The sequence below is a fragment of the Nocardiopsis metallicus genome (assembly GCF_014201115.1).
Taxonomy (GTDB): domain Bacteria; phylum Actinomycetota; class Actinomycetes; order Streptosporangiales; family Streptosporangiaceae; genus Nocardiopsis; species Nocardiopsis metallicus.
In genome coordinates, this window is sequence record NZ_JACHDO010000001.1 from 7,197,073 (window position 1) to 7,217,165 (window position 20,093).

General features: G+C 70.6%; 20 protein-coding genes. 12 read left to right on the forward strand and 8 right to left on the reverse strand.

The genetic code is table 11. The features are described from left to right. Positions 1-9: 9 nt before the first annotated feature. The 5 genes from cydC to HNR07_RS31715 form a co-directional block, all read right to left on the reverse strand. A complete protein-coding gene (gene cydC, locus HNR07_RS31695; RefSeq protein ID WP_184369960.1) occupies positions 10-1,776 on the reverse strand; it encodes a thiol reductant ABC exporter subunit CydC in 1,767 nt (588 codons plus the stop codon). Then, the gene (cydD, locus tag HNR07_RS31700) at positions 1,773-3,530 is read right to left on the reverse strand and encodes a thiol reductant ABC exporter subunit CydD (RefSeq protein ID WP_184369963.1); all 1,758 of its coding nucleotides are present in this window, start codon (positions 3,528-3,530) and stop codon (positions 1,773-1,775) included. The genes cydC and cydD overlap by 4 nt, the downstream gene beginning before the upstream one ends. A gap of 190 nt (positions 3,531-3,720) precedes the next feature. Continuing rightward, the gene (cydB, locus tag HNR07_RS31705) at positions 3,721-4,761 is read right to left on the reverse strand and encodes a cytochrome d ubiquinol oxidase subunit II (RefSeq protein WP_184369966.1); all 1,041 of its coding nucleotides are present in this window, start codon (positions 4,759-4,761) and stop codon (positions 3,721-3,723) included. Positions 4,762-4,773: 12 nt separating this feature from the next. Next, positions 4,774-6,219, reverse strand: a complete 1,446-nt coding sequence (locus HNR07_RS31710) for a cytochrome ubiquinol oxidase subunit I (RefSeq protein ID WP_184369969.1) — start codon at positions 6,217-6,219, stop codon at positions 4,774-4,776. Positions 6,220-6,426: 207 nt separating this feature from the next. After that, positions 6,427-7,140, reverse strand: a complete 714-nt coding sequence (locus HNR07_RS31715) for a DUF305 domain-containing protein (protein WP_376769965.1) — start codon at positions 7,138-7,140, stop codon at positions 6,427-6,429. A 98-nt stretch (positions 7,141-7,238) separates the two neighbouring features. On the opposite strand from HNR07_RS31715, the gene HNR07_RS31720 reads away from it, so the two are divergent. After that, positions 7,239-7,973, forward strand: coding sequence for a DUF3105 domain-containing protein (locus tag HNR07_RS31720; protein WP_184369975.1), 735 nt, complete (start codon positions 7,239-7,241; stop codon positions 7,971-7,973). Positions 7,974-8,152: 179 nt separating this feature from the next. On the opposite strand, the gene HNR07_RS31725 is transcribed toward HNR07_RS31720, so the two are convergent. Both HNR07_RS31725 and HNR07_RS31730 read right to left on the reverse strand, forming a co-directional pair. After that, positions 8,153-8,614, reverse strand: a complete 462-nt coding sequence (locus HNR07_RS31725; protein WP_184372987.1) for a DUF3515 domain-containing protein — start codon at positions 8,612-8,614, stop codon at positions 8,153-8,155. A 31-nt stretch (positions 8,615-8,645) separates the two neighbouring features. After that, positions 8,646-8,879 (reverse strand): Lrp/AsnC family transcriptional regulator, encoded by a 234-nt coding sequence (locus tag HNR07_RS31730; RefSeq protein ID WP_184369977.1) that lies wholly within the window; start codon positions 8,877-8,879, stop codon positions 8,646-8,648. A gap of 160 nt (positions 8,880-9,039) precedes the next feature. Between HNR07_RS31730 and HNR07_RS31735 the strand changes: the two genes are divergently transcribed. Both HNR07_RS31735 and HNR07_RS31740 read left to right on the forward strand, forming a co-directional pair. Then, complete coding sequence (locus HNR07_RS31735) at positions 9,040-10,119, forward strand: thiamine-phosphate kinase (protein WP_184369980.1); 1,080 nt, start codon at positions 9,040-9,042, stop codon at positions 10,117-10,119. 200 nt (positions 10,120-10,319) lie between these two features. After that, a complete protein-coding gene (locus HNR07_RS31740) occupies positions 10,320-10,976 on the forward strand; it encodes a cellulose binding domain-containing protein (protein ID WP_184369982.1) in 657 nt (218 codons plus the stop codon). A gap of 216 nt (positions 10,977-11,192) precedes the next feature. Here HNR07_RS31740 and rpmB read toward each other — a convergent pair whose 3' ends face one another. Further along, complete coding sequence (gene rpmB, locus HNR07_RS31745) at positions 11,193-11,378, reverse strand: 50S ribosomal protein L28 (RefSeq protein ID WP_026116537.1); 186 nt, start codon at positions 11,376-11,378, stop codon at positions 11,193-11,195. A 374-nt stretch (positions 11,379-11,752) separates the two neighbouring features. Here rpmB and recG point away from each other — a divergent pair, with 374 nt between their 5' ends. The 9 genes from recG (at position 11,753) to HNR07_RS31790 (ending at position 19,629) form a co-directional block, all read left to right on the forward strand. After that, entirely contained in the window at positions 11,753-13,972 is a 2,220-nt protein-coding gene (gene recG / locus HNR07_RS31750; protein WP_184369984.1) for an ATP-dependent DNA helicase RecG, read from the forward strand. Positions 13,973-14,141: 169 nt separating this feature from the next. Further along, positions 14,142-14,708 (forward strand): 16S rRNA (guanine(966)-N(2))-methyltransferase RsmD, encoded by a 567-nt coding sequence (rsmD, locus tag HNR07_RS31755; protein ID WP_184369987.1) that lies wholly within the window; start codon positions 14,142-14,144, stop codon positions 14,706-14,708. Between the two features lie 241 nt (positions 14,709-14,949). Further along, the gene (gene coaD / locus HNR07_RS31760) at positions 14,950-15,438 is read left to right on the forward strand and encodes a pantetheine-phosphate adenylyltransferase (RefSeq protein WP_184372989.1); all 489 of its coding nucleotides are present in this window, start codon (positions 14,950-14,952) and stop codon (positions 15,436-15,438) included. Positions 15,439-15,701: 263 nt separating this feature from the next. Next, on the forward strand, positions 15,702-16,247 hold the full coding sequence (locus HNR07_RS31765) for a YceD family protein (protein WP_184372991.1): 546 nt from the start codon (positions 15,702-15,704) through the stop codon (positions 16,245-16,247). Positions 16,248-16,382: 135 nt separating this feature from the next. After that, a complete protein-coding gene (rpmF, locus tag HNR07_RS31770; RefSeq protein WP_013151268.1) occupies positions 16,383-16,559 on the forward strand; it encodes a 50S ribosomal protein L32 in 177 nt (58 codons plus the stop codon). A gap of 391 nt (positions 16,560-16,950) precedes the next feature. Further along, positions 16,951-17,703, forward strand: coding sequence for a ribonuclease III (gene rnc / locus HNR07_RS31775; RefSeq protein ID WP_184369990.1), 753 nt, complete (start codon positions 16,951-16,953; stop codon positions 17,701-17,703). 3 nt (positions 17,704-17,706) lie between these two features. Beyond that, complete coding sequence (mutM, locus tag HNR07_RS31780; RefSeq protein WP_184369992.1) at positions 17,707-18,561, forward strand: bifunctional DNA-formamidopyrimidine glycosylase/DNA-(apurinic or apyrimidinic site) lyase; 855 nt, start codon at positions 17,707-17,709, stop codon at positions 18,559-18,561. A gap of 222 nt (positions 18,562-18,783) precedes the next feature. Further along, positions 18,784-19,071: an acylphosphatase gene (locus HNR07_RS31785; RefSeq protein ID WP_312894029.1), complete on the forward strand. Its 288-nt coding sequence runs from the start codon at positions 18,784-18,786 to the stop codon at positions 19,069-19,071. A gap of 366 nt (positions 19,072-19,437) precedes the next feature. Beyond that, positions 19,438-19,629, forward strand: coding sequence for a hypothetical protein (locus HNR07_RS31790; protein WP_017580722.1), 192 nt, complete (start codon positions 19,438-19,440; stop codon positions 19,627-19,629). Positions 19,630-20,093 lie beyond the last annotated feature (464 nt).

Sequence of the window (20,093 nt, forward strand, 5' to 3'; positions counted from 1 at the left end):
GGCCGCACCTTAGCGCTCGCAGACACCGCGAAACCAGCCTTCCCGCGCGAGAAGCTCCCCGTGTGTCCCCGACTGGCACACCCGGCCCTCGCGGATCACGTAGATCCGGTCCACCCGGTCCAGGCCGGTGAGGTCGTGGGTGATGAGCAGGGTGGAGAACCCCCGGGCGGCGTCGAGCAGGTCCGCCACCACCGCGTCGCGGGTGTCCGGGTCCAGGTGCGCGGTCGGCTCGTCCAGGACCAGGACGCGCGGCGCCGCCAGCACCGCGCGGGCCAGCGCCAGCCGCTGGCGCATCCCGCCGCTCAGCCCGAGGCCGTGCGAGCCCACCTGGGTGTCCAGGCCCTTGGGCATCGCCTCGACCTCCCCGGCCAGCCGCGCCCTGCGCAGCGCCGTCCACAGCTCCTCGTCCTGGGCCCCGGGCTTGGCCAGCCGCAGGTTCTCCCGGAGAGTGGACGCGAACACGTGCGGGTCCTGCGGGACCCCGGAGACCACCCGGCGCACCTCGTCGGCCGGGTAGTCGGTGACGCTCACCCCGCCGATCTCCACGCGGCCGCCGTCCGGATCGCGCAAGCGCAGCAGCACTGAGGCGAGCGTGCTCTTGCCCGCGCCACTCGGTCCCACCACCGCGACGGTCGCCCCTGCCGGGATCTCCAGGTCCACCCCGTCCAGCGCCCACGGCTCCTCGGGGCCGTAGCGCACCCGCAGATCCCGTACCCGCACCGTGGCGTCGGCCTCCGGGTCGATCTCCAGTCCCTCCTTCGCAGGCGGCGCGACGGCGGGAGGTGTGTCCAGGACCCCGAACAACCGCTCCCCGCTGGACCGGATCGATCCCAGCTTGGCGGCCACGGCCGGCAGCGGAGCGACGATCTCGAAGGCGGCGAGCGTGGTCAGCACCAGTACCGCCAGCGCGGTCGGGCCGATCACCCCGTCCTCCACGGCGAGCACGCCCAGGAACAGCGCGCCCCACACGGTCAGCCCGGTGATCAACGCGGTGGCCCCGGCGCTCAGCCCGAGGGTCGCGGCGTCGCGCCGGGCTACCCGGGTGAGTTCGGCGTCGGCCTCGTACACCCGCTCCACCTGCCGGTCCATGGCGCCGTAGGCCACCAGGTCCGGCGCGCCCTGAAGGGTGTCCACCAGGGCCGTGGAGAGCCTGCCGCGCGCCTGCGCCTCGCGCTGCCCCGGACCCTTGCCGAGGGCGGCCGCGGCCAGAGGCACGGCGAGCCCGGCCAGCAGCAGCCCCGAGGCCAGCAGCAGCCCGCCCGGCAGGTACACCACGGTCAGGAACAGCACCGTCGCGCCGCCCGTGACAACGGAGACCAGCGGCGGAGTGAGCCCGCGCACCAGCAGGTCCAGGGTGGCCTCGGTGTCGTTGACCAGACGCGAGACCAGGTCACCGGAGCGGAAACGACCGAACGCCTCGGTTCGGGCCAGGCGCTCGTACACGCGCACCCGCACCTCGGCCAGGGTTCGGAAGGCGGCGTCGTGGGTGACCAGCCGCTCCAGGTAGCGGGTCACGCCCTTGCTCACGCCCAGCGCGCGCGTGGCGACCACGGCCGCGCTCAACGCGGTGATCGAGGGGTGGTTCGCGGCCGTGGCCAGCATCCACGCGGCCACGCCCAGCAGCGCCACACCCGAACCGGTGGCGGCGGCACCGAGCAGCACGCCCAGCGCGAACCTTCCGCCACGGGGCCAGGCCAGCCCGATCATCCGGCGCAGCGGGTTCCGGCGCCGTTCCCGCTCGTCCACCGCCAAGGGGTCGCTCGTCTCGGTCCTCATCGGTGTGCCCCCCGGGTCAGCAGCGGGAGTTCGGCGGTCCGCAGGTTCTCGCCCAGCGTGGACTCGGCCCAGCCGGTGTCGTGCGCGACGATCACCGCGGTCCGCCCCGCCAACAGGCGGGTCACCGCGGTGCGCACCGACGCGGCGTTCTCCGCGTCCAGGTGCGCGGTGGGCTCGTCCAACAGGACCAGCGGGGCGTCCCGGCACATCGCCCTGGCCAGCGCGATCCGCTGCCGCTGCCCGGCGGACAGCCGGGCGCCCCGCTCACCCAGGCGCGTCTCGTAGCCGTCGGACAGGGCGGAGACGAACCCGTCGGCCTCGGCCAGCCGGGCCGCCTCCCGAACCCGTTCCATGTCGGCGTCGGGTGCGCCCAGGCGGATGTTGTCGGCGACGGAGACGTCGAACAGGTAGGGGTGCTGGGGGACCCAGGCGATGCCCAGCCGCCAGTCGTCGGCGGGGATCAGGTCCATGGGGGTCCACCCGCCGCCGGGCGCGCGCACGCTGACCCGCCCCTCGGTGGGTTCGCCCAGCCGCAGCAGCAGGGACAGCAGGGTGGTCTTGCCCGACCCGCTCGGCCCGGTGAGCAGCAGGTGCTCCCCGGCGCGGACGGTCAGGTCCAGGCCGGACAGGGCGGGGACGTCGCGGCCCGGGTAGAGCAGCCCGACCCCCTCGAAGCGGATGTCGCCCGCGGCGGCGGGGGAGGCGGTCCCGGTCGGGGCCGGAGCCTTGCGGTGCTCGTGCTCCTCGCCTTCCGCGCAAGCCCGGGCGGCGGCCCCGCGCTTGCGGTCCAGCTCGGTGAAGACCTGGTCGGCGGCGGCCACCCCCTCCATACTCGCGTGGAAGCGCGCGCCCACCTCGCGCAGCGGGAGATAGGCCTCGGGCGCCAGGATCAGCACCAGCAGTGCGGTCTGGTAGTCCATGTGCCCGCCCAGCAGGCGCAGGCCCACCTCGACCGCCACCAGCGCCACCGCCAGGGTCGCGAGCAGCTCCAGGGCGAACGCCGACAGGAACGCGATCCGAAGCGTCCCCATGGTCGCCGACCGGTGGTCCTCGCCGACCTTGCGGATGATCGCGGCCTGGGCCTTGGCCCTGCGGAACACCGCGAGCGTGGGCAGCCCCTCCACGACGTCGAGGAAGTGCCCGCCCAGCCTGCTCAGGAGCCGCCACTGGCGGTCGATGCGCTGCTGGGTGTGCATGCCGATCAGCGCCATGAAGATCGGGATGAGCGGTAGCGTCACCAGGATGACGATCCCGGAGATCCAGTCGGCCCAGAACACCACCGCCAGCACCGCGAACGGCACGATGCAGGCCAGGACCAGCTGGGGCAAGTAGCGGGAGAAGTACTCGTCCAGGGCGTCCAGGCCGCGGGTGGCCAGGGTGACGAGTTCGCCGGCCTTGGGTGAGCCGCCCTCGCGGTCTCCGCCCTCGGCCAGCCACACCTTGCCCGAACCGGTCACGTGCGCGACCAGTTCGCGGCGCAGCTGTGACTTGGTGCGCGCGGCGCTGTGCAGCGCCGAGGCCTCGGCGACGTAGGACAGCAGGGCGCGGGCCACGGCGACGGCGGCCACCGCGGCGATCATCCAGCCGAGGGCGTCCATGCCCTCCCCGGCCCAGGCCCCGGTGATGACCTCGGCGAGCAGCCAGGCCTGGGCGAGGATCAGTCCGGTGATCAGCACGCCGCTGACGACGGTGACTGCCAGGTGCGTCCGGACCGCGCTTGCGGTGCGGACCAGGCGCGGATCGAGCGGTTTCATGTGTGGGCGACCTCGTAGCGTCTGAACTCGGCGTCGAAACTCTGGGCTGGAACTCGTCTGGTGCGGGCCGCTCCCAGTATCCGGGGAGGCTGTCGGGAAGCGCTCGACCCCCGCTCCCCGGGGCGGTCCCGGGGGAGCGGGGGCGGGCGGCGGGGTGCTCTCGGTTCTCCGGCCGGACCCTGGTCCGGGCTCAGGCGGCCTGGTCCGGCTCGCCCCTTCCGGCCGTGACGGTGGCCCCGGTGATCTGCTCTCCGGTGACCCGCTTGCGGAAGACCCAGTAGCTCCAGGCCTGGTAGCCCAGCACCAGCGGCAGGAACACCACCGCCACCCACGTCATCAGGGTGAGCGTGTAGTCGGCGGAGGAGGCGTTGGCGACGGTCAGGCTGAACGCCGGGTCGGTGGTGGAGGGGAGCACGTTCGGGAACAGCGATCCCAGCAGCGCGGTGAACGTGAGGACGATGGTGACCGCCGTGGCCAGGAAGGACCACCCCTCGCGGCGGAACCGGGCCGCCGCGACCCCGCCCACCAGGGCCGCGACGGCGATCAGGACGAGTGGCAGGGTCCACGCCGCACCGTGTGCGGCCTGGGTCCACAGCAGGAACACGGCCACCGCGGGCACGGCCGTCCAGGCGCTCCACTGGGAGGCCGTGCGGGCGCGGCCCCGGACCGGACCGTCGGTCTTGAGGGTCAGGAAGACGGCGCCGTGCAGGGTGAACAGGGACAGGGTCATCACCCCGCCCAGCAGGGCGTAGGGGTTGAACAGGTCGAGCAGTGACGCCGTGACGATGTGGTCGGCGTCCATGGCCACTCCGCGGACGAAGTTGGCGAAGATCAGCCCCCACAGGAAGGCGGGCACGGCGCTGCCGACGAAGATCGCCCGGTCCCACCAGTCGCGCCACTGGTCGCTGTCGCGCTTGTGGCGGTACTCGAAGGCCACCCCGCGCACGATGAGCGCCAGCAGGATGAGCAGCACCGGCACGTAGAACCCGCTGAACGCGGACGCGTACCAGGCGGGGAAGGCGGCGAACATGGCGCCGACGGCGGTGATCATCCACACCTCGTTGGCGTCCCAGACCGGGCCGATGGCGTTGATGGCCACGCGGCGGTCCACGGAGTGGCGCTTGCCCATGAAGGGCAGCAGTACCCCGACCCCGAAGTCGAACCCCTCCAGGAGGAAGAAGCCGATCCACAGGACGGCGATGGCGACGAACCAGATGACGGCCAGTTCCATGGTGGTTGGCTCCTAGTAGCTGAAGTGCGGGATCTCGGACTCGTCCTCGTCGTTCTCCAGATCGGGGACGACGTGGGAGGGGCCCTTCTTGATGTACTTCCACAGCAGGCCGACCTCGACGGCGAACAGGATCCCGTACAGCGCGGTGAACAGGCTCAGGCTCATCGCCACGGTGCCGAGGCTGACCCCGGGGGAGACGCTGGCCGCGGTGAGGAGTTCGCCGTGGACGGTCCAGGGCTGGCGGCCCATCTCGGTGAGCACCCACCCGAAGATGTTGGCCAGCAGGGCGGCGGGCAGGGCGGCGAACGCCGCGTAGTAGAACCACGGGGTCCTGGGCAGCCGCTCCCGGCCCCGGGTCAGCCACAGGCCCGCGGCGGCCACGGCGATACCGAACATCCCGAAGCCCATCATCAGGCGGAAGGACCAGTACACGACGAACACGTTGGGCATGTAGTCGCCGGGCCCGTAGAGCTCCTCGTAGGCCTCCTGGAGGTTGTTCATCCCGTGCACCTCGCCGTCGAAGTGCCCGGTGGCCAGGAAGCTCAGCACGTTGGGGACGGTGACGTCGATGGGGTTGTAGCGGGCCTCGGTGTCGCCGACCGCGAAGGCGGAGAAGGCGGCGCCCTCCTCGGTGTCCCACAGGGCCTCCGCCGCGGCGAGCTTCATGGGTTCGTACTCGGCCGCCAGCTTGGCCTGGTGGTCGCCGGAGAACACCGTCAGGGCTCCGGCCACCAGGGTGACGACCAGGCCGGTCCGCAGGGTGGCGCGGAACAGCGCGAAGTCGCGCTTGGGCGGGACGACGCCGACCTCGCCGGTGTCGTCGTACCTGGTGTTGCGCCACAGCTTGTAGGCGCTGACCGCCACCACGAACAGCCCGGCGGTGACGAAGGCGGCCGAGACGGTGTGCAGGTAGGTGGACCAGGCCTGGTCGTTGCTGAGCACGGCCCAGATGTCGTTGAGCTCGGCGCGGCCGGTCTCGGGGTTGATCTCGTAGCCGACCGGGCGGCGCATCCAGGCGTTGGCGGCCAGGATGAAGTAGGCCGACAGGTTGGTGGCCACGGCCACGATCCAGATGCAGGCCAGGTGGACTCCGCGGGGGAGCCGGTGCCAGCCGAAGATCCACAGTCCGATGAAGGTGGACTCCAGGAAGAAGGCCAGCAGGGCCTCCATCGCCAGCGGAGCGCCGAACACGTCGCCGACGAAGCGCGAGTACTCGCTCCAGTTCATGCCGAACTGGAACTCCTGCACGATCCCGGTGACCACGCCCATGGCGAAGTTGATCAGGAACAGCTTGCCGAAGAACTGGGTGGCCTGGAGGTACTCGTGCCGTCCGGTGCGGTACCAGAAGGTCTGGAGGACGGCCACGATGAACGACAGCCCGATCGTCAGGGGGACGAAGAGGAAGTGGTAGATCGTGGTGATCCCGAACTGCCACCTCGCCAGGTCTAGAGCTTCCATGCCCGCCTCTCAGGTACCGACTGCCGGTAGTACTGCACACAGTAGTACTACAGCTTGTCGTAGTAGAGGTGGGCCCCCTGAGACACCGAACACACGCGGCGCGCCCCCGGTCCGGGAGCGCGCCGCGCGTAGTGCTCGTCTTGGTTGTCTCCTGGCAGCGCCAGGCTGGAAACGCCAGGTCGGAAGATCAGCGCCGGAGGCGGCCGGTCACGCGCGCTTGTCCAGCATGCGTTCCATGTTCTCGATCTCGGAGGTCTGGGCGTCAATCATCCCCTGGGCGAAGTTGGTGACCAGTTCCTCATTGCCGAGCTCCACCTCGGCCTCGGCCATCTCGATCCCGCCGATGTGGTGGGCGATCATCAGCTCGAGGAAGAGCACCTCGGCCTCCTCGCCCTCGGCGTCGCTCAGCCGCACCAGGTCCTCGTCGGTGGCCAGCCCCGGCATGGTCTCGGGCACCTCGCCCTCGCCGCCGCCGTGCTCGTGGTCCGCCATCCAGGTCATCGGGGGCTCCGCCGAGCGCGAGTTCAGCCCCCACGCCGTCAGCCAGCCCTGCATCATCCCGATCTGCGCCTGCTGGGTCCGGGCCATGTCGGTGGCCACCGTGTGCAGCTCGACGTCATCGGTCTTGCCGAGGATGGTCATCGACATGTCCACGGCCTGGGCGTGGTGCGCGCTCATGTCACGCAGGAAACCGGCGTCGGCCCCGGTGTCCAGGGGATAGGACGGACGGCCCAGGAGGAACCCTCCGACCAGCGCCAACGCGACCAGGGTCACAGCCATCCAGAGCGGGACGGAGCGCTCAGTACGGGGCGGCGCCCCGGTGCCCTCGTCGCTTTCGGAGAACGCGTCGGGCCCGGCCCATCCGTCCTCGTACGACGTCTCGTCGGCACCGTCGGCGTCTCTGGACGCCGGGCCGCTCATATGCCCCATCGGAACCACCCTGGTGAAATCGCACAACTCTGGTGCCAAAGTAGAGGATAGGAAAGTCCCATTCGACCACATGCATCCCAGGAGACCCTGTGGCCAAGAAGACGAAGGCGGAGGAGCGTCGCGCTCGCGCCGCCGCATTGCGGGAAGCGCAGCGCAAGAAGGAACGCCGCGCCAAAGCCCTCAAGATCACCGGGATCAGCGTAGCCGCCGCGGCTGTTCTGGGTCTCCTGGGAACCGCGATCTTCATGGAGATTCGTTCGCGCAACATCGACGGCGTCCAGGAGTACGCCGTCGGGGACTTCAGCCACGTGGAGATCGGCGACGTCGTCGACTACGACCAGTCCCCGCCGGTCGGCGGTCAGCACTGGCCCAGCTGGCAGAACTGCGGCGTCTACGGCGCCCCGGTGACCCCGGAGCTCGCGGTCCACTCCATGGAGCACGGCGCGGTGTGGATCACCTACGACCCCGAGCTGCCGGAAGAAGAGGTCCAGGCGCTCCAGAACTTCTACAACCCGGGCGACTACCTGGTCATCAGCCCCTACGAGGGCGACATGCCCGCGCCGATCGTCGCCTCCAGCTGGGGCCGTCAGATCGCCGTGGACAGCGCCGATGACGAGAACCTCAGCCGCTACGTGCAGTTCTACGAGCGCGGCACCGACGTCCCCGAGCCGGGCGCCTCCTGCTCGGGTGCGATCAGCCAGACCGCCGCCGAGGTCGAGGCGGACCTGGCCGGCGGTGGCGGGGCCGTCGAGGACGCGGACACCGACGAGCCCGCCGAGGGCGCTGAGGGCACCGAGGATGAGGACGCCGACGCCGACGAGTAGGCCTCAGGGGACCGGCTGACCCGCGGCATCCCGGTACTCGAGGTCGGTACTCACCCACGACCCCGCGGAAAGCGTGTGGGGCCGGAGGCGAGCGATTCGCCTCCGGCCCCACACGTGTGTTCGGGGCTCCGGGGACCGGCCCTGGGAGTAGCTTCGGGAACCGGTCGCGTCCGACGCGGTCACATACCGCTGTCGGCGCGTTCTTCCAGGTGCTCGTCGATCAGGTCGCTCAGGGCGGGGAGGGCTTCGGCGGGGACGCCGTGGGAGGGCGGGATGGTCACCTCGACGTAGGCCTCGCGCTCCACCGCCGTGTACAGGGTGGGCTCGTCCTCCGGCTGGCCGAACCACGCCACGTCGTTGACTTCCAGCAGCTCCGACTCCATGTTCAGGGTGGAGGGACGCGGCACCCCGCACCGCAGGCCGATGGGCGGGTCGCCCCAGGCGGCCATGATCTCCGACTCGGGCTGGACCGTGGCGCGGTCCGCGCCGAGGAGGGCGTCCGGGAGGTCGGCAACCAGCGCGGCGCAGGCCTCGGCGGTCTGGCCGTCGGTCTCGGGGGGCTGCATCTGTACGGTCTGGGTTCCGCAACCAGCCGTTACCAGGGCGACGGCCAGAGCCGCCCCGAAGTAGCGCTTGTGCACGGGCAACCTCGCTCCGTCGACTCAGTCGACCTCAGATGTTGACGATGGGACAGGTAAGGGTACGGGCGATGCCGTCCAAGCGCTGAATCCGAGCCACCACCAGAGCCCCCAGGGCGTCGATGTCGTCGGCCTTGGCCTGGACGATCACATCGTAGGGACCCGTCACATCGTTCGCCTGTTCGACCCCCTCGATCCCGCGGATCCGCTCAGCGACCTCGGCCGACTGGCCGACCTCGGTCTGGATCAGGATGTATGCCTGCACCATGTGTCTTCTCCTTCGTGCTGTGCCGGGCGTGAGGCCGAGCGGACGTATCCCTGGCCATCTCTGGCCAAAAGGCGCAGATGATGGCGGAGGAATGCCGAACGTGGGGCTTGACCACGGGGTCTAGACCACTGCGCCGGAGCGTCACCGTACCCTGATCTCTGTGTTGAGCACTATCGGGGGCCTTGGCGAGTTCGCTCTGATCGCACGCGTGACGAGCCAATTCCCCAGGACGGACGATGTAATCCTCGGCCCCGGCGACGACGCCGCCGTGGTGGCCGCGCCGGACGGGCGCACGGTCGCGACCACGGACCTGCTGGTGGAGGGCCGCCACTTCAAACGGGAATGGTCCAGCGCCCGGGACGTGGGCCACCGCGCCGTGGCGCAGAACTACGCCGACGTCGTGGCCATGGGCGCCCGCCCCACCGGGCTGCTCATCGGTTTCGCCGCGCCGCCCGAGCTGCCGCTGGCCTGGGCCGAGGAGTTCACCGCCGGGGTGCGCGACGAGTGCGCGCTGGCTGGAGGAGCGGTGGTCGGCGGCGACACGGTGGGCTCGGACACCCTCACCATCGCCATCACCGCCCTCGGTGACCTGGAGGGGCGCTCCCCGGTGCGGCGTGACGGCGCGCGGACGGGGGATGTGGTCGCCTACACCGGGCACCTGGGGCTGTCCGCCGCGGGACTGGCCCTGCTGGAGCGGAGCGAGGCGGCGGCGGGGACCCCGGTGGGGCAATCCTCGGCCGGGCGGGCCGGAGCGGCTCCGGTCGGCGAGTTTCCGGTCGGGGCGACCGACGGCCTCGCCCAGTGCCTGTCCGAACACCGCAGGCCGAGCCCGCCCTACGCCGCCGGGCCCGAGGCGGCCCGGCTGGGCGCGACCGCCATGCTCGACGTGAGCGACGGCCTGGTCCAGGACCTGGGGCACGTCTGCCGGGCCAGCGGGGTGTGTATCGATCTGGACTCGAACGCCTTCCGGCCCGACCCCGCGCTCCTCGAAGCCGTCCGTGTACTCGGGGCCCCGGAAGGGAAAACCGTGGATGCCGCCCGCCGCCTGATGCTGTCGGGCGGGGAGGACCACGCTCTCGCGGCGGTCTTCCCACCCCGGGTGCGGCTACCCGAGCACTGGCACGTGGTGGGAACCGTGGGTGACGCTCCGGGAGCCGAGGCGGAAAGCAGCGGTACTCGCGTCACCGTGGACCAAAACGTGGTTGAAAACGGCGGATGGGATCATTTTCGGCTTGATTAGCCCTGTTTGGATTTGTCCTGTTTGGTGATCGCGCTAGGCTTTGCCAACGCGGCCAGCGCTGCCTTTCGGGCGGCCGCCCGGCCTCGTGGGACTCCGGTCCGCGACGATCCGCGCGAGGAACACCCCTGACCGGAGGAAACAGCGGGCCAGGGATGGGGAAGGTCAGAAGATCAGCGGCGAGAGGCGGTATATGGGGCGGCATGGGTAGGCGACGGTACAGCCCTCGTCGTGGAGCCCACCGCAGCGAACCGGAAGACGCCGGTGCCCTGCGGCGAATCGGCGGACTCCTCGGCAGCACCGTTCCCAAAAGGGTGGAACCCCCGAGACTGCTCAACGTCCTCGTCGTTTCCGGGGTGATCCTCGGGCTGCTCCTGTTCGGTTACAGCACCACGCAGATCTACCTCCAGTTCGGCGGCACCCCCGGCGCGACGGAGGCCCCCGGCCCGCACGACGGCGTCGAACCCACGCATGACGCGTCCCCGGGACCCGAGCGCGAGGGGGCCTCGGCCGGGGACGGCAGCACCGGACCGCAGACCCAGGCCGGGGCCGAGCCCACCACGGTCGTGTACCAGGTGGTGGAGGCCACGTCCGTCGGCTTCACCGGCCGGGTCACCGTCACCAACACCTCGCAGACCACCCTCGACACCTGGGAACTGGCCCTGGCCTTCGAGACCGCTGAGGTCACCGCGGTGCACGACGCCGACTGGGAGCCCTTGGGGGACGGAATCCTGGCCCGCGCGTCCGGACCGGACGGCCAGCTGGAGCCCGGTGCGTCGGTCTCACTGACCTTCGACGCGATCGGCGCCTCCCAGAGCCCCGTGCGCTGCTCCCTCAACGGGCACGTCTGCGATCTGTGATCCAGCGTCTGCGACCTCGGGCTCCTGCTGCCTCACGGTCAACGGGAGCCACCCCGGGCACAGGCGTCACACCATTCACAGGAAACGTCCCGGTGAAGGCCTACATCGTGAAGACGTGTTCGCGCGGGCTTGCCCGGACGACAGGTCCCCGGACAACGAGAAGGCCCCCCGACCGGAGTCGGAGGGCGCTTCGAAGACTACTGGCGGGAGGGAGCCCTAGCGGGTCACCTTGCCGGCCTTGATGCACGAGGTGCAGGCGTTCACGCGCTTGGGCGTGCCACCGACCTTGGTGCGAACAGTCTGGATGTTGGGGTTCCAGCGGCGGCGGGTGCGACGGTGCGAGTGGGAAACACTGTTACCGAACCCTGGTCCCTTGCCGCAGACGTCGCAGACGGAAGCCACGGTAACTCCATTCAAGTGCTCGGGATCGCGCACGTCGCCGCACGCGAGGTTCATCCGACCGGAAGAGGTCGGGTGGGCAGGTCGGCGCGAACGCCAACCGTGGAAGAGTACACGACGGACATGCCCGAAGGTGGAATCAGACCACTGGGAGGCGCCCGTACGCGCAACGGTGGAACACGGCGCGGCCGAAGCCGCACCAACCCACCGGAGCATCGAGATCAGCCACGCGGGCATGGCGAAAACACGATGAACTCTGACGAGTATACCCCTGTCGGGGTGGGCGGGCGCCAACTCCGCTCCTGGCCCCGTCCGTCGCACCGGAGGTCTACCGTGGCGTTGACGGGCGACCCCACGAGGCCAGGACGGGAACCACAGTGAGCACCTGGGACGAGCCGCTGCGCAAAGGACCTCTCGGCGGCAGGACGGCGAAGGCATTCGCCGACAAACTCGACCTGCACACCCTCGGCGACCTGCTGCGCTACTACCCGCGCCGCTACGACCGCCGCGGCGAACTCACCGACCTCGCACTCCTGCGGGAGGGCGAGGACGTCACCGTGCAGGCCAAGGTCCTGGACGCCCGGCGGCGCACCATCCCCGCCCGGCAGGGACGCCGCCGGATGGACATGATGGAGGCCACCGTCACCGACGGCACCGGCCGCCTGCACCTGACCTTCTTCAACCGCGGCTCCCACCACCAGAACACCCTCGTCCCCGGGCGACTGGCCATGTTCTCCGGCCGGGTCTCCACCTTCAAGGGCCGCCGCCAGCTCGACCACCCCGAGTACGTCCTCCTGGACGACGAGGGGATGGAGGGGGAGGCCGCCCGCGCCTACGCCAACGAGCTCATCCCCGTCTACCCGGCGGTCAAGGGCCTGGACTCGGCCACCATCGCCCGCTCGGTCGGGGTGGCCCTGGACTACGCGGTGGACATCCCCGACCCGCTGCCCCCGGAGCTGCGTTCCGACAAGAAGCTCCTCGGCGTCCACGAGGCGCTCCGCAAGATCCACCGACCCGCCGACTGGGCCGAGACGGGCGCGGCCAAACGCCGCCTGAAGTGGGACGAGGCGTTCGTGCTCCAGCTGGTTCTGGCCCAGCGCCGCCAGCAGGCCGAGGAACTGCCCGCCGTCCCCCGCCCCGGCGCGGACGGCGGAATCCTCGACGCCTTCGACGCCCAGCTGCCCTTCACCCTCACCGACGGCCAGCGCGAGGTCGGCGACCGCCTGGCCGAACGGCTCGACGCCACCCACCCCATGCACTGCCTGCTCCAGGGCGACGTGGGCGCGGGCAAGACCCTGGTGGCGCTGCGCGCGATGCTGCGGGTGGTGGACTCGGGCGGCCAGGCCGTCATGCTCGCCCCCACCGAGGTCCTCGCCCAGCAGCACCACCGCTCCATCGGCGCGATGCTCGGGGCCTTGGGACGCGCCGGACAGATCGACGGCGCCGAGAACGCCACCCGGGTGGCCCTTCTCACCGGTTCGATGAACACCGCCGCCCGCCGGGAGGCCCTGCTGGACGCGGCCTCGGGGCACGCGGGGATCGTCGTGGGCACCCACGCCCTCCTCCAGGAGCACGTGTCCTTCGCCGACCTGGGCCTGGTGGTCGTGGACGAACAGCACCGCTTCGGCGTGGAACAGCGCGACGCCCTGCGCGAGAAGGCCCGGGACGGCCGCCCGCACGTCCTGGTGATGACCGCCACACCCATCCCGCGGACCGTGGCGATGACGGTCTACGGCGACCTCGACGTGGTGGCCCTCACCCAACTGCCCAAGGGCCGCGCGCCCGTCTCCACCCACGTCGTCCCGGCCCACGAGAAACCGCACTTCCTCACCCGCGCCTGGGAGCGCATCCGCGAGGAGGTCGGACAGGGACGCCAGGCCTTCGTGGTCTGCCCCCGCATCGGCGACGGCACGGACGGCTCCGGCGGGGGAGAGTCCGGAGACGAGATCGACGCCCCGGCCGAGGACGCGCCCCCGGGCGCCCGCCCGCCGCTCGCGGTCCTGGACGTGCTCGCCCGCCTCAAGGACGGCCCGCTGGCCGACGTCCGGGTGGAGGCCCTGCACGGCCGGATGGCCCCCGACGACAAGGACGCGGTGATGCGTCGCCTGTCCTGCGGCCAGACCGATGTGGTGGTCTCCACCACCGTCATCGAGGTCGGCGTGGACGTACCCAACGCCACGGTCATGGCGATCATGGACGCCGACCGGTTCGGTATCTCCCAGCTGCACCAGCTCCGCGGCCGGGTCGGCCGAGGGCAGCTGCCCGGCCTGTGCCTGCTGGTCACCGAGTCCGAGGACGGCAGCCCCGCCCGCGAACGGCTGGCCGCGGTCGCCTCGACCACGGACGGGTTCGAGCTCTCCCGCGCCGACCTGGAGATGCGCCGTGAGGGCGACGTGCTCGGCGACGCGCAGTCCGGAGCACGTTCGAGCCTGCGGATGCTCACTCTGGTCAAGGACGAGGAACTCATCGGCGAGGCTCGCGAGGAAGCCACCCGCCTGGTCGCCCGCGACCCGGACCTGACCGGCCACCCGCCCCTCACCGACGCCCTCACCGCCCTCCTCCCGGAGGACCGCGCCGAGTACCTCGACAAGACCTGAGCCGTCCGCCGGGGAGGAGTGGTCCACAGGCGGAGAACCCTCCCCGGCGGGATGGTCGCCCCCGGTGTTGACCCGATACCGGGGGAGCTTCGCTTCCCGCCCGCTCCGGCGTGCCCGGGAGCGGGCCCGTGGTCAGGTGCGTGCCCCGAACCGCACTACCGTGGTGGCCATGACCCGCATCATCGCCGGGGCGGCGGGCGGACGGCGCATCTCCGCCCCCGACGGCCGCACCACCCGACCCACCAGCGACCGGGCCCGTGAGGCCCTGTTCGCCTCCGTCCAGTCCGACCTCGGCCCCCTCGACGGGCTCCGGGTCATGGACCTCTACGCGGGCTCCGGCGCGATCGGCCTGGAAGCCCTCTCGCGGGGTGCCTCGCACGCCCTGTTGGTGGAGGCCGACCGTAAGGCGGCCCAGGTGGTGAAGGAGAACATCGCCACACTCCGGCTGCCCGGCGCCGAGCTGGCCGCCGACCGGGTGGAGCGGGTACTGGCCCGCGGCAACCTCGGCGCCCCCTACGACCTGGTGGTGGCCGACCCGCCCTACGCGGTCACCGACGACGAGGTCGCCTCGGTGCTGTCCGCCCTGGTCGAGCACGGATGGCTGGCCGAGGACGCGGTGCTCGTGGTGGAGCGCTCCAAGCGGACCCCGGAACCGGCCTGGCCCGAGGGGATCGAGCGCGACCGCAGCCGCAAGTACGGCGAGGCGATCCTCTGGTACGCCCGCACCACCGAGTAGGGGCGGCCACGGGCCGGGAAGCCGGAAACCGGGCATAGGCGACGTTTTCCGAGGTTCCACGCGGGAAGGTTCAGACGACCCGCACGTGTCGTAGCGGTGGGGCTGCCGTGTCCTCCCCGGGGTGAACCTGGGGTGAATGTGGACACTGGTGGTTACTAAGTGGGTGTTGCCCGAATTGCTACAAGGGCGAGCCCCTACCATCGCGGTACCCGTGAGTAGTTCTGGAGAGGGGCGGTCCACCGTGCGCAGAGTCGTCTGTCCGGGTTCCTTCGACCCGGTGACCTACGGTCACATCGACATCATCGGTCGAGCTGCCAAGCAGTACGACGAGGTCATCGTCGCCGTACTCAACAACGTCAACAAGCGGGGGCTGTTCACCGTCCCCGAGAAGCTCGACATGCTCAGCGAGGGCACCGCCGAGTTCGGCAACGTCCGGGTCAGCGACTTCGACGGACTCCTCGTCGACTTCTGCCGGGAGAACGGCGTCGAGACCATCGTGCGCAGTATGCGCTCGGTCAGCGACTTCGACTACGAGCTCCAGATCGCGCAGATGAACTACCGGCTCTCCGGTGTGGAGACCGTGTTCATGACCGCCAACCCGCAGTACTCGTACCTGTCGTCCAGCCTGGTCCGGGAGATCGCCCAGCACCGCGGCGACGTCTCCAGCCTGGTCACGCCCCATGTCCAGGGGCGCCTCAAGGAGAAGTACGCCGAACGCGCCCAGGGCTGACCCGGCACTCCCGCCGCCGGCCCGAGGACACCCCCCGGAGCCAGACGCGGAGCCGCTTTCGGGGGCTGATTTGGGTGGTCGGGGACATGGTAGGTAGAATCTGGGTTTGACCATGGGCGTCGCCGGTCTTCGGCGTGCGCTCAGGCCGGTCAGCACCACCGCGATACTCCGATGCCACGTGCCTCGGTGAGCGTGTGCCCGGCACCCGGAACTCTCCTGAAAGCGCGATCACCCTGACTCGTCTAGATGCCCGTGACCCGTACGTGGTCGACACCCGCCAGCTGGGCCGCCAGCCGGGGTCGATGCGGACCGTCAACCGAATCGTGACCGTCCCCGACGCGTTCGAGACGGCGATGGCCAGCGTGCCCAAGGGGCAGGAGACCGAGCTGGACCTGCGCCTCGAGGCGGTGATGGAGGGCGTCCTGGTCACCGGAACCGTCCGTGGCCGCCTCACCGCGGAGTGCTCCCGCTGCCTGGACCCCCTGTCCGAGGAGCTGGAAGCCGGCTTCCAGGAGATGTACCGCTACGCCGCCGACGACGAGGAGAGCCTCGGGGGCGACGAAGGCGCGAACGACGAAGATGAGGACTACTATCTAGAGGGCGATCTGCTCGACCTGGAACCAGTGGTTCGAGACGCCGTCGTGCTCGCTCTCCCACTCTCACCGCTGTGCGGCCCGGACTGCCCCGGCCTGTGCGCCGAGTGCGGTGCCAAACTCGCCGACGCCGGACCCGAGCACGGGCACGGCGACGGTGTGGACCCGCGTTGGGAAGCTCTCCGCGAGATCGCGGAGAAACCCGAGCAGCAGTAAGACCAGTGCGCCGATCGCGCGCGGTACCCGCCGGGCACCGCTGACGACCGGAGCACACCCTCCCCGCCACAGCGCGCGGGGTGACCAGATAAGCGACCTCCCGCGACCGCGCGGGGGTGACCCAGGAGGATTGAAGTGGCCGTCCCGAAGCGGAAGATGTCGCGGAGCAACACCCGGACCCGCCGTTCCCAGTGGAAGGCGTCGCGCCCGGTGCTGGTCAACTGCCCGCGCTGCCGTGACCCGAAGCAGCCCCACATCGCGTGCCCGACCTGCGGCACCTACAACAACCGCCAGGTCACCAACCCGGCCTAACCCGCAAGTGACAGGCTTCGGGTCCAGCACCCGATCCCGCACTCCCGAACACCATCGGGGCGGACCCCATCGAGGGGTCCGCCCCGCTGTGTTGCCCGCGGAAGGAGGGCACGGCGGTGCGGGTCCGGCCGCAGCGGCGGCCCGAAGGCCTGAGCACTGTCGGCGGGGAGCGGTAGAGTGCTCTGGGAAACGCCGGGAAGAACACTTTCCGCGGTTCCGAGACACCGGTGATCCTGACCCCGCAAGGGCTCCCGAGGATCGTGGTGGCCGCCGGGGGAGCGAACCAGCTCCCGCGACGATCACCTCGTTTTCGAGCGTCCTGGCCGGGCCGGGGGATTCCTCTACCTCCGCGCGCCGCACACCGGCGCGCCCGACAGGGAAGCGAACTCGCGTGGCAAGCCAACTCTCCGTCTCCGAGGCCAGGTCGTTCCACCGTGCGATCGGCGTCGAGGTCGACCCCAAGATCCTGCTCCGGGCCCTGACCCACCGCTCCTACGCGTACGAGAAGGGCGGCCTGCCCACCAACGAGCGCCTGGAGTTCCTCGGGGACTCCGTGCTCGGCCTGGTGGTCACCGACACCCTCTTCCGCAAGCACCCGGACCTGCCCGAAGGGCAGCTGGCCAAGCTGCGCGCCGCCGTGGTGAACATGCGAGCCCTCGCCGACGTCGCGCGCGGGCTGGGCATCGGTGAGTACATCCGGCTGGGCCGCGGCGAGGAGGGTACCGGGGGCCGGGACAAGTCCTCGATCCTCGCGGACACCCTGGAGGCCATCATCGGCGCGGTCTACCTGGACCGCGGCCTCGACACGGCCTCGGAGTTCGTGCACCGGCTCTTCGACCCGCTGATCGCCACCGCCTCCGGGCTGGGCGCCGGGCTGGACTGGAAGACCTCCCTGCAGGAGCTCACCGCCGCCGAGATGCTCGGGGTGCCCGAGTACCACGTGGACGAGAGCGGTCCCGACCACCAGAAGACCTTCCGCGCCACCGTCCGGGTCGCGGGGCAGAGCTACGGCCTGGGCGAGGGCCGCAGCAAGAAGGAGGCCGAGCAGCAGGCCGCGGAGTCCGCCTGGAAGGCCATCCGGGCGCGCGCCGACAAGGCCGCGGAGAAGGCCAAGGGCAAGGCCGACGGCCAGGGGCAGGGCTGAGAGATGCCTGAACTTCCCGAGGTCGAGGTGGTCCGGCGCGGTCTGAGCGACCACGCCGTGGGGCGCGGCATCGGCGCCGTCGAAGTGCTGCACCCGCGTTCGGTCCGCCGCCACGTGCCCGGCCCCGCGGACTTCGCGGGTCGGCTGAGCGGGCAGACGCCCACCGCGGTCCGCCGCCGCGGCAAGTACATGTGGCTGGTGCTGGACAGCGGCGACATGCTCCTGGTCCACCTGGGCATGAGCGGGCAGATGCTGGTGCAGCCCCAGGGCAAGCCGGACGAGAAGCACCTGCGGGTGCGCATGTCGCTCGACGACGGCAACGAACTGCGCTTCGTCGACCAGCGCACCTTCGGCCATCTGCTGCTGGACCAGCGGGGTGAGCGCGCCGAAGTGCCGTCCTCGGTGGACCACATCGCCCTGGACCCGCTGGACGCCGAGTTCGTCCCGGACGCGTTCGTCCGGGCGCTTCGGGCCAAGCGGACCGAGGTCAAGCGCGCACTGCTGGACCAGTCGCTGATCAGCGGTGTGGGCAACATCTACGCGGACGAGGCGCTGTGGCGGGCGCGGCGGCACTGGGCCCGCTCCACTCGGGGGCTGACCAGCGCCCAGGGTTCGGAGCTGCTCGGCCACGTCACCGACGTGATGACCGAGGCCCTGGAGGTCGGCGGCACCACCTTCGACGGGCTGTACGTGAACGTGAACGGGGAGAGCGGTTACTTCGAGCGCGGGCTCAACGCCTACGGGCGGCGGGACCGGCCGTGTGGTCGCTGCGGCACGCTGATCGTGCGCGAGGCGTTCATGAACCGCTCGTCGTTCAGCTGCCCGGTATGCCAGCGGGCCCCGCGTTCCCGCGGCTGATGCAGCGGACGCGTTCGCGGAGGGAGTGTCCGCGACGGGCACAGCGGCACGGCCCGTGGGTCTGCAAGGCACGACCAGGTCTCAGCGGCCACAGGGCACAGTGATCACCATGGTCACACAGGCCACTCGGGTGCCTGATATGTCGGATTAAGCGCCTTGAGGGTGCTCCTCGGCGTGTCGGTGAGGAAAGTGTCTCCGTGAGGTAAGGGAGAGTTTGGGGCAGTGGGGCAAGAGGGAGAGCCGGTCCGGCTGATGGCGTGGGTGCGCGGCCGGGTCCAGGGAGTGGGTTTTCGCTGGTGGACGCGGGCTCGCGCGCTTGAGGAAGGGCTGAAGGGTGCCGCGACCAACCTCGACGACGGTCGGGTGGAGGTCGTCGCGGAGGGCTCCCGCGAAGGATGTGAGCGACTCCTGGGGCACCTGAGAAGCGGCAAAACACCCGGAAGGGTCGAATCCGTGGTCGAACACTGGGGCCCACCGCGGGGTTCCTTCGACGGTTTCGTCGAGCGGTGAGTATGCTGGAAGGGTAACGCGGTTCGAGCATCGACCGTGGGGCGGCTGAGATCCGGTAGTAGACGGGCGCCGCGACACGCGGAGACCACCGCGCAAGCCGAGTCAGGGCCGTGCGTACCGGCGTCACCGCCGGGGGTGGATCACGTTCGTACCGTGCGATATCACATGCCCAGGTTCGTTCTGCCTGGCATGTGGTCATTGCGGACTGTTGTAATCCAATCTTGACCAGTGGCGCGCAGAGTGAGACTCTGGGATGCACACCGCGCATCCTCAGCCCGTGAAGTCGGCCCCCCGTGGGGCCGAGAAAAACACGGGGTCACGTATGCGCGCACCACCACTGGTCACTCAGCGTGGAGGACCCACATCATGGCGAAGGCTCTGTTTGGCCACGTCGGCGGCTCTGACCCTCGGATGGTCTCGGAGATGCGACGGCTTCAGAAGCGGGTACGCGACCTTGAGGACGAGATCAGCCGTCTTCAGGCCCAGAACGACCAGCTCAGCATGGCCGTCACCGACGTCGCCGCCAGCGCGACCGACCGCGAGCCCGCGCTCGCCTGACACCGTGTCGTCGTGAGGGACCGTGGCATCGGCCCGGACACGACACACCGTTGATGATCCACTGACGGGGACGCCGAACGCACGACTGGCGTCCCTGGCCGGATCGACACACGGCACCCGGTGCTCACCGAGAACGCGGTGTTCACCTGCCGCAGCGCTCGCCTGAGCGGCGCTTACCCGAACACATGACGACCCGCCGCTTTTTCTTTCCCTTCACTTGCGGCTTCTTTTACCCTTGTACCCGGCGGGCTTTTACGCAACCCTCCGTGCCCGCCGGACATCCCCTTCCGGGCATTCCCCCGCGTTTCCCCGTGCCCCGGGGCCGTGCCGAGGCCACGGTGGCGCAGCTCATCGGCCCTGTGTGCGCTCAACGACCCCCTTCGGTCACCGCTTCATGGCACCCTTGTTGTCGGCCCCGAGGCGAACCGCCCGCGGCGAGAACGATGACCGTCGTGGGAGGCGCG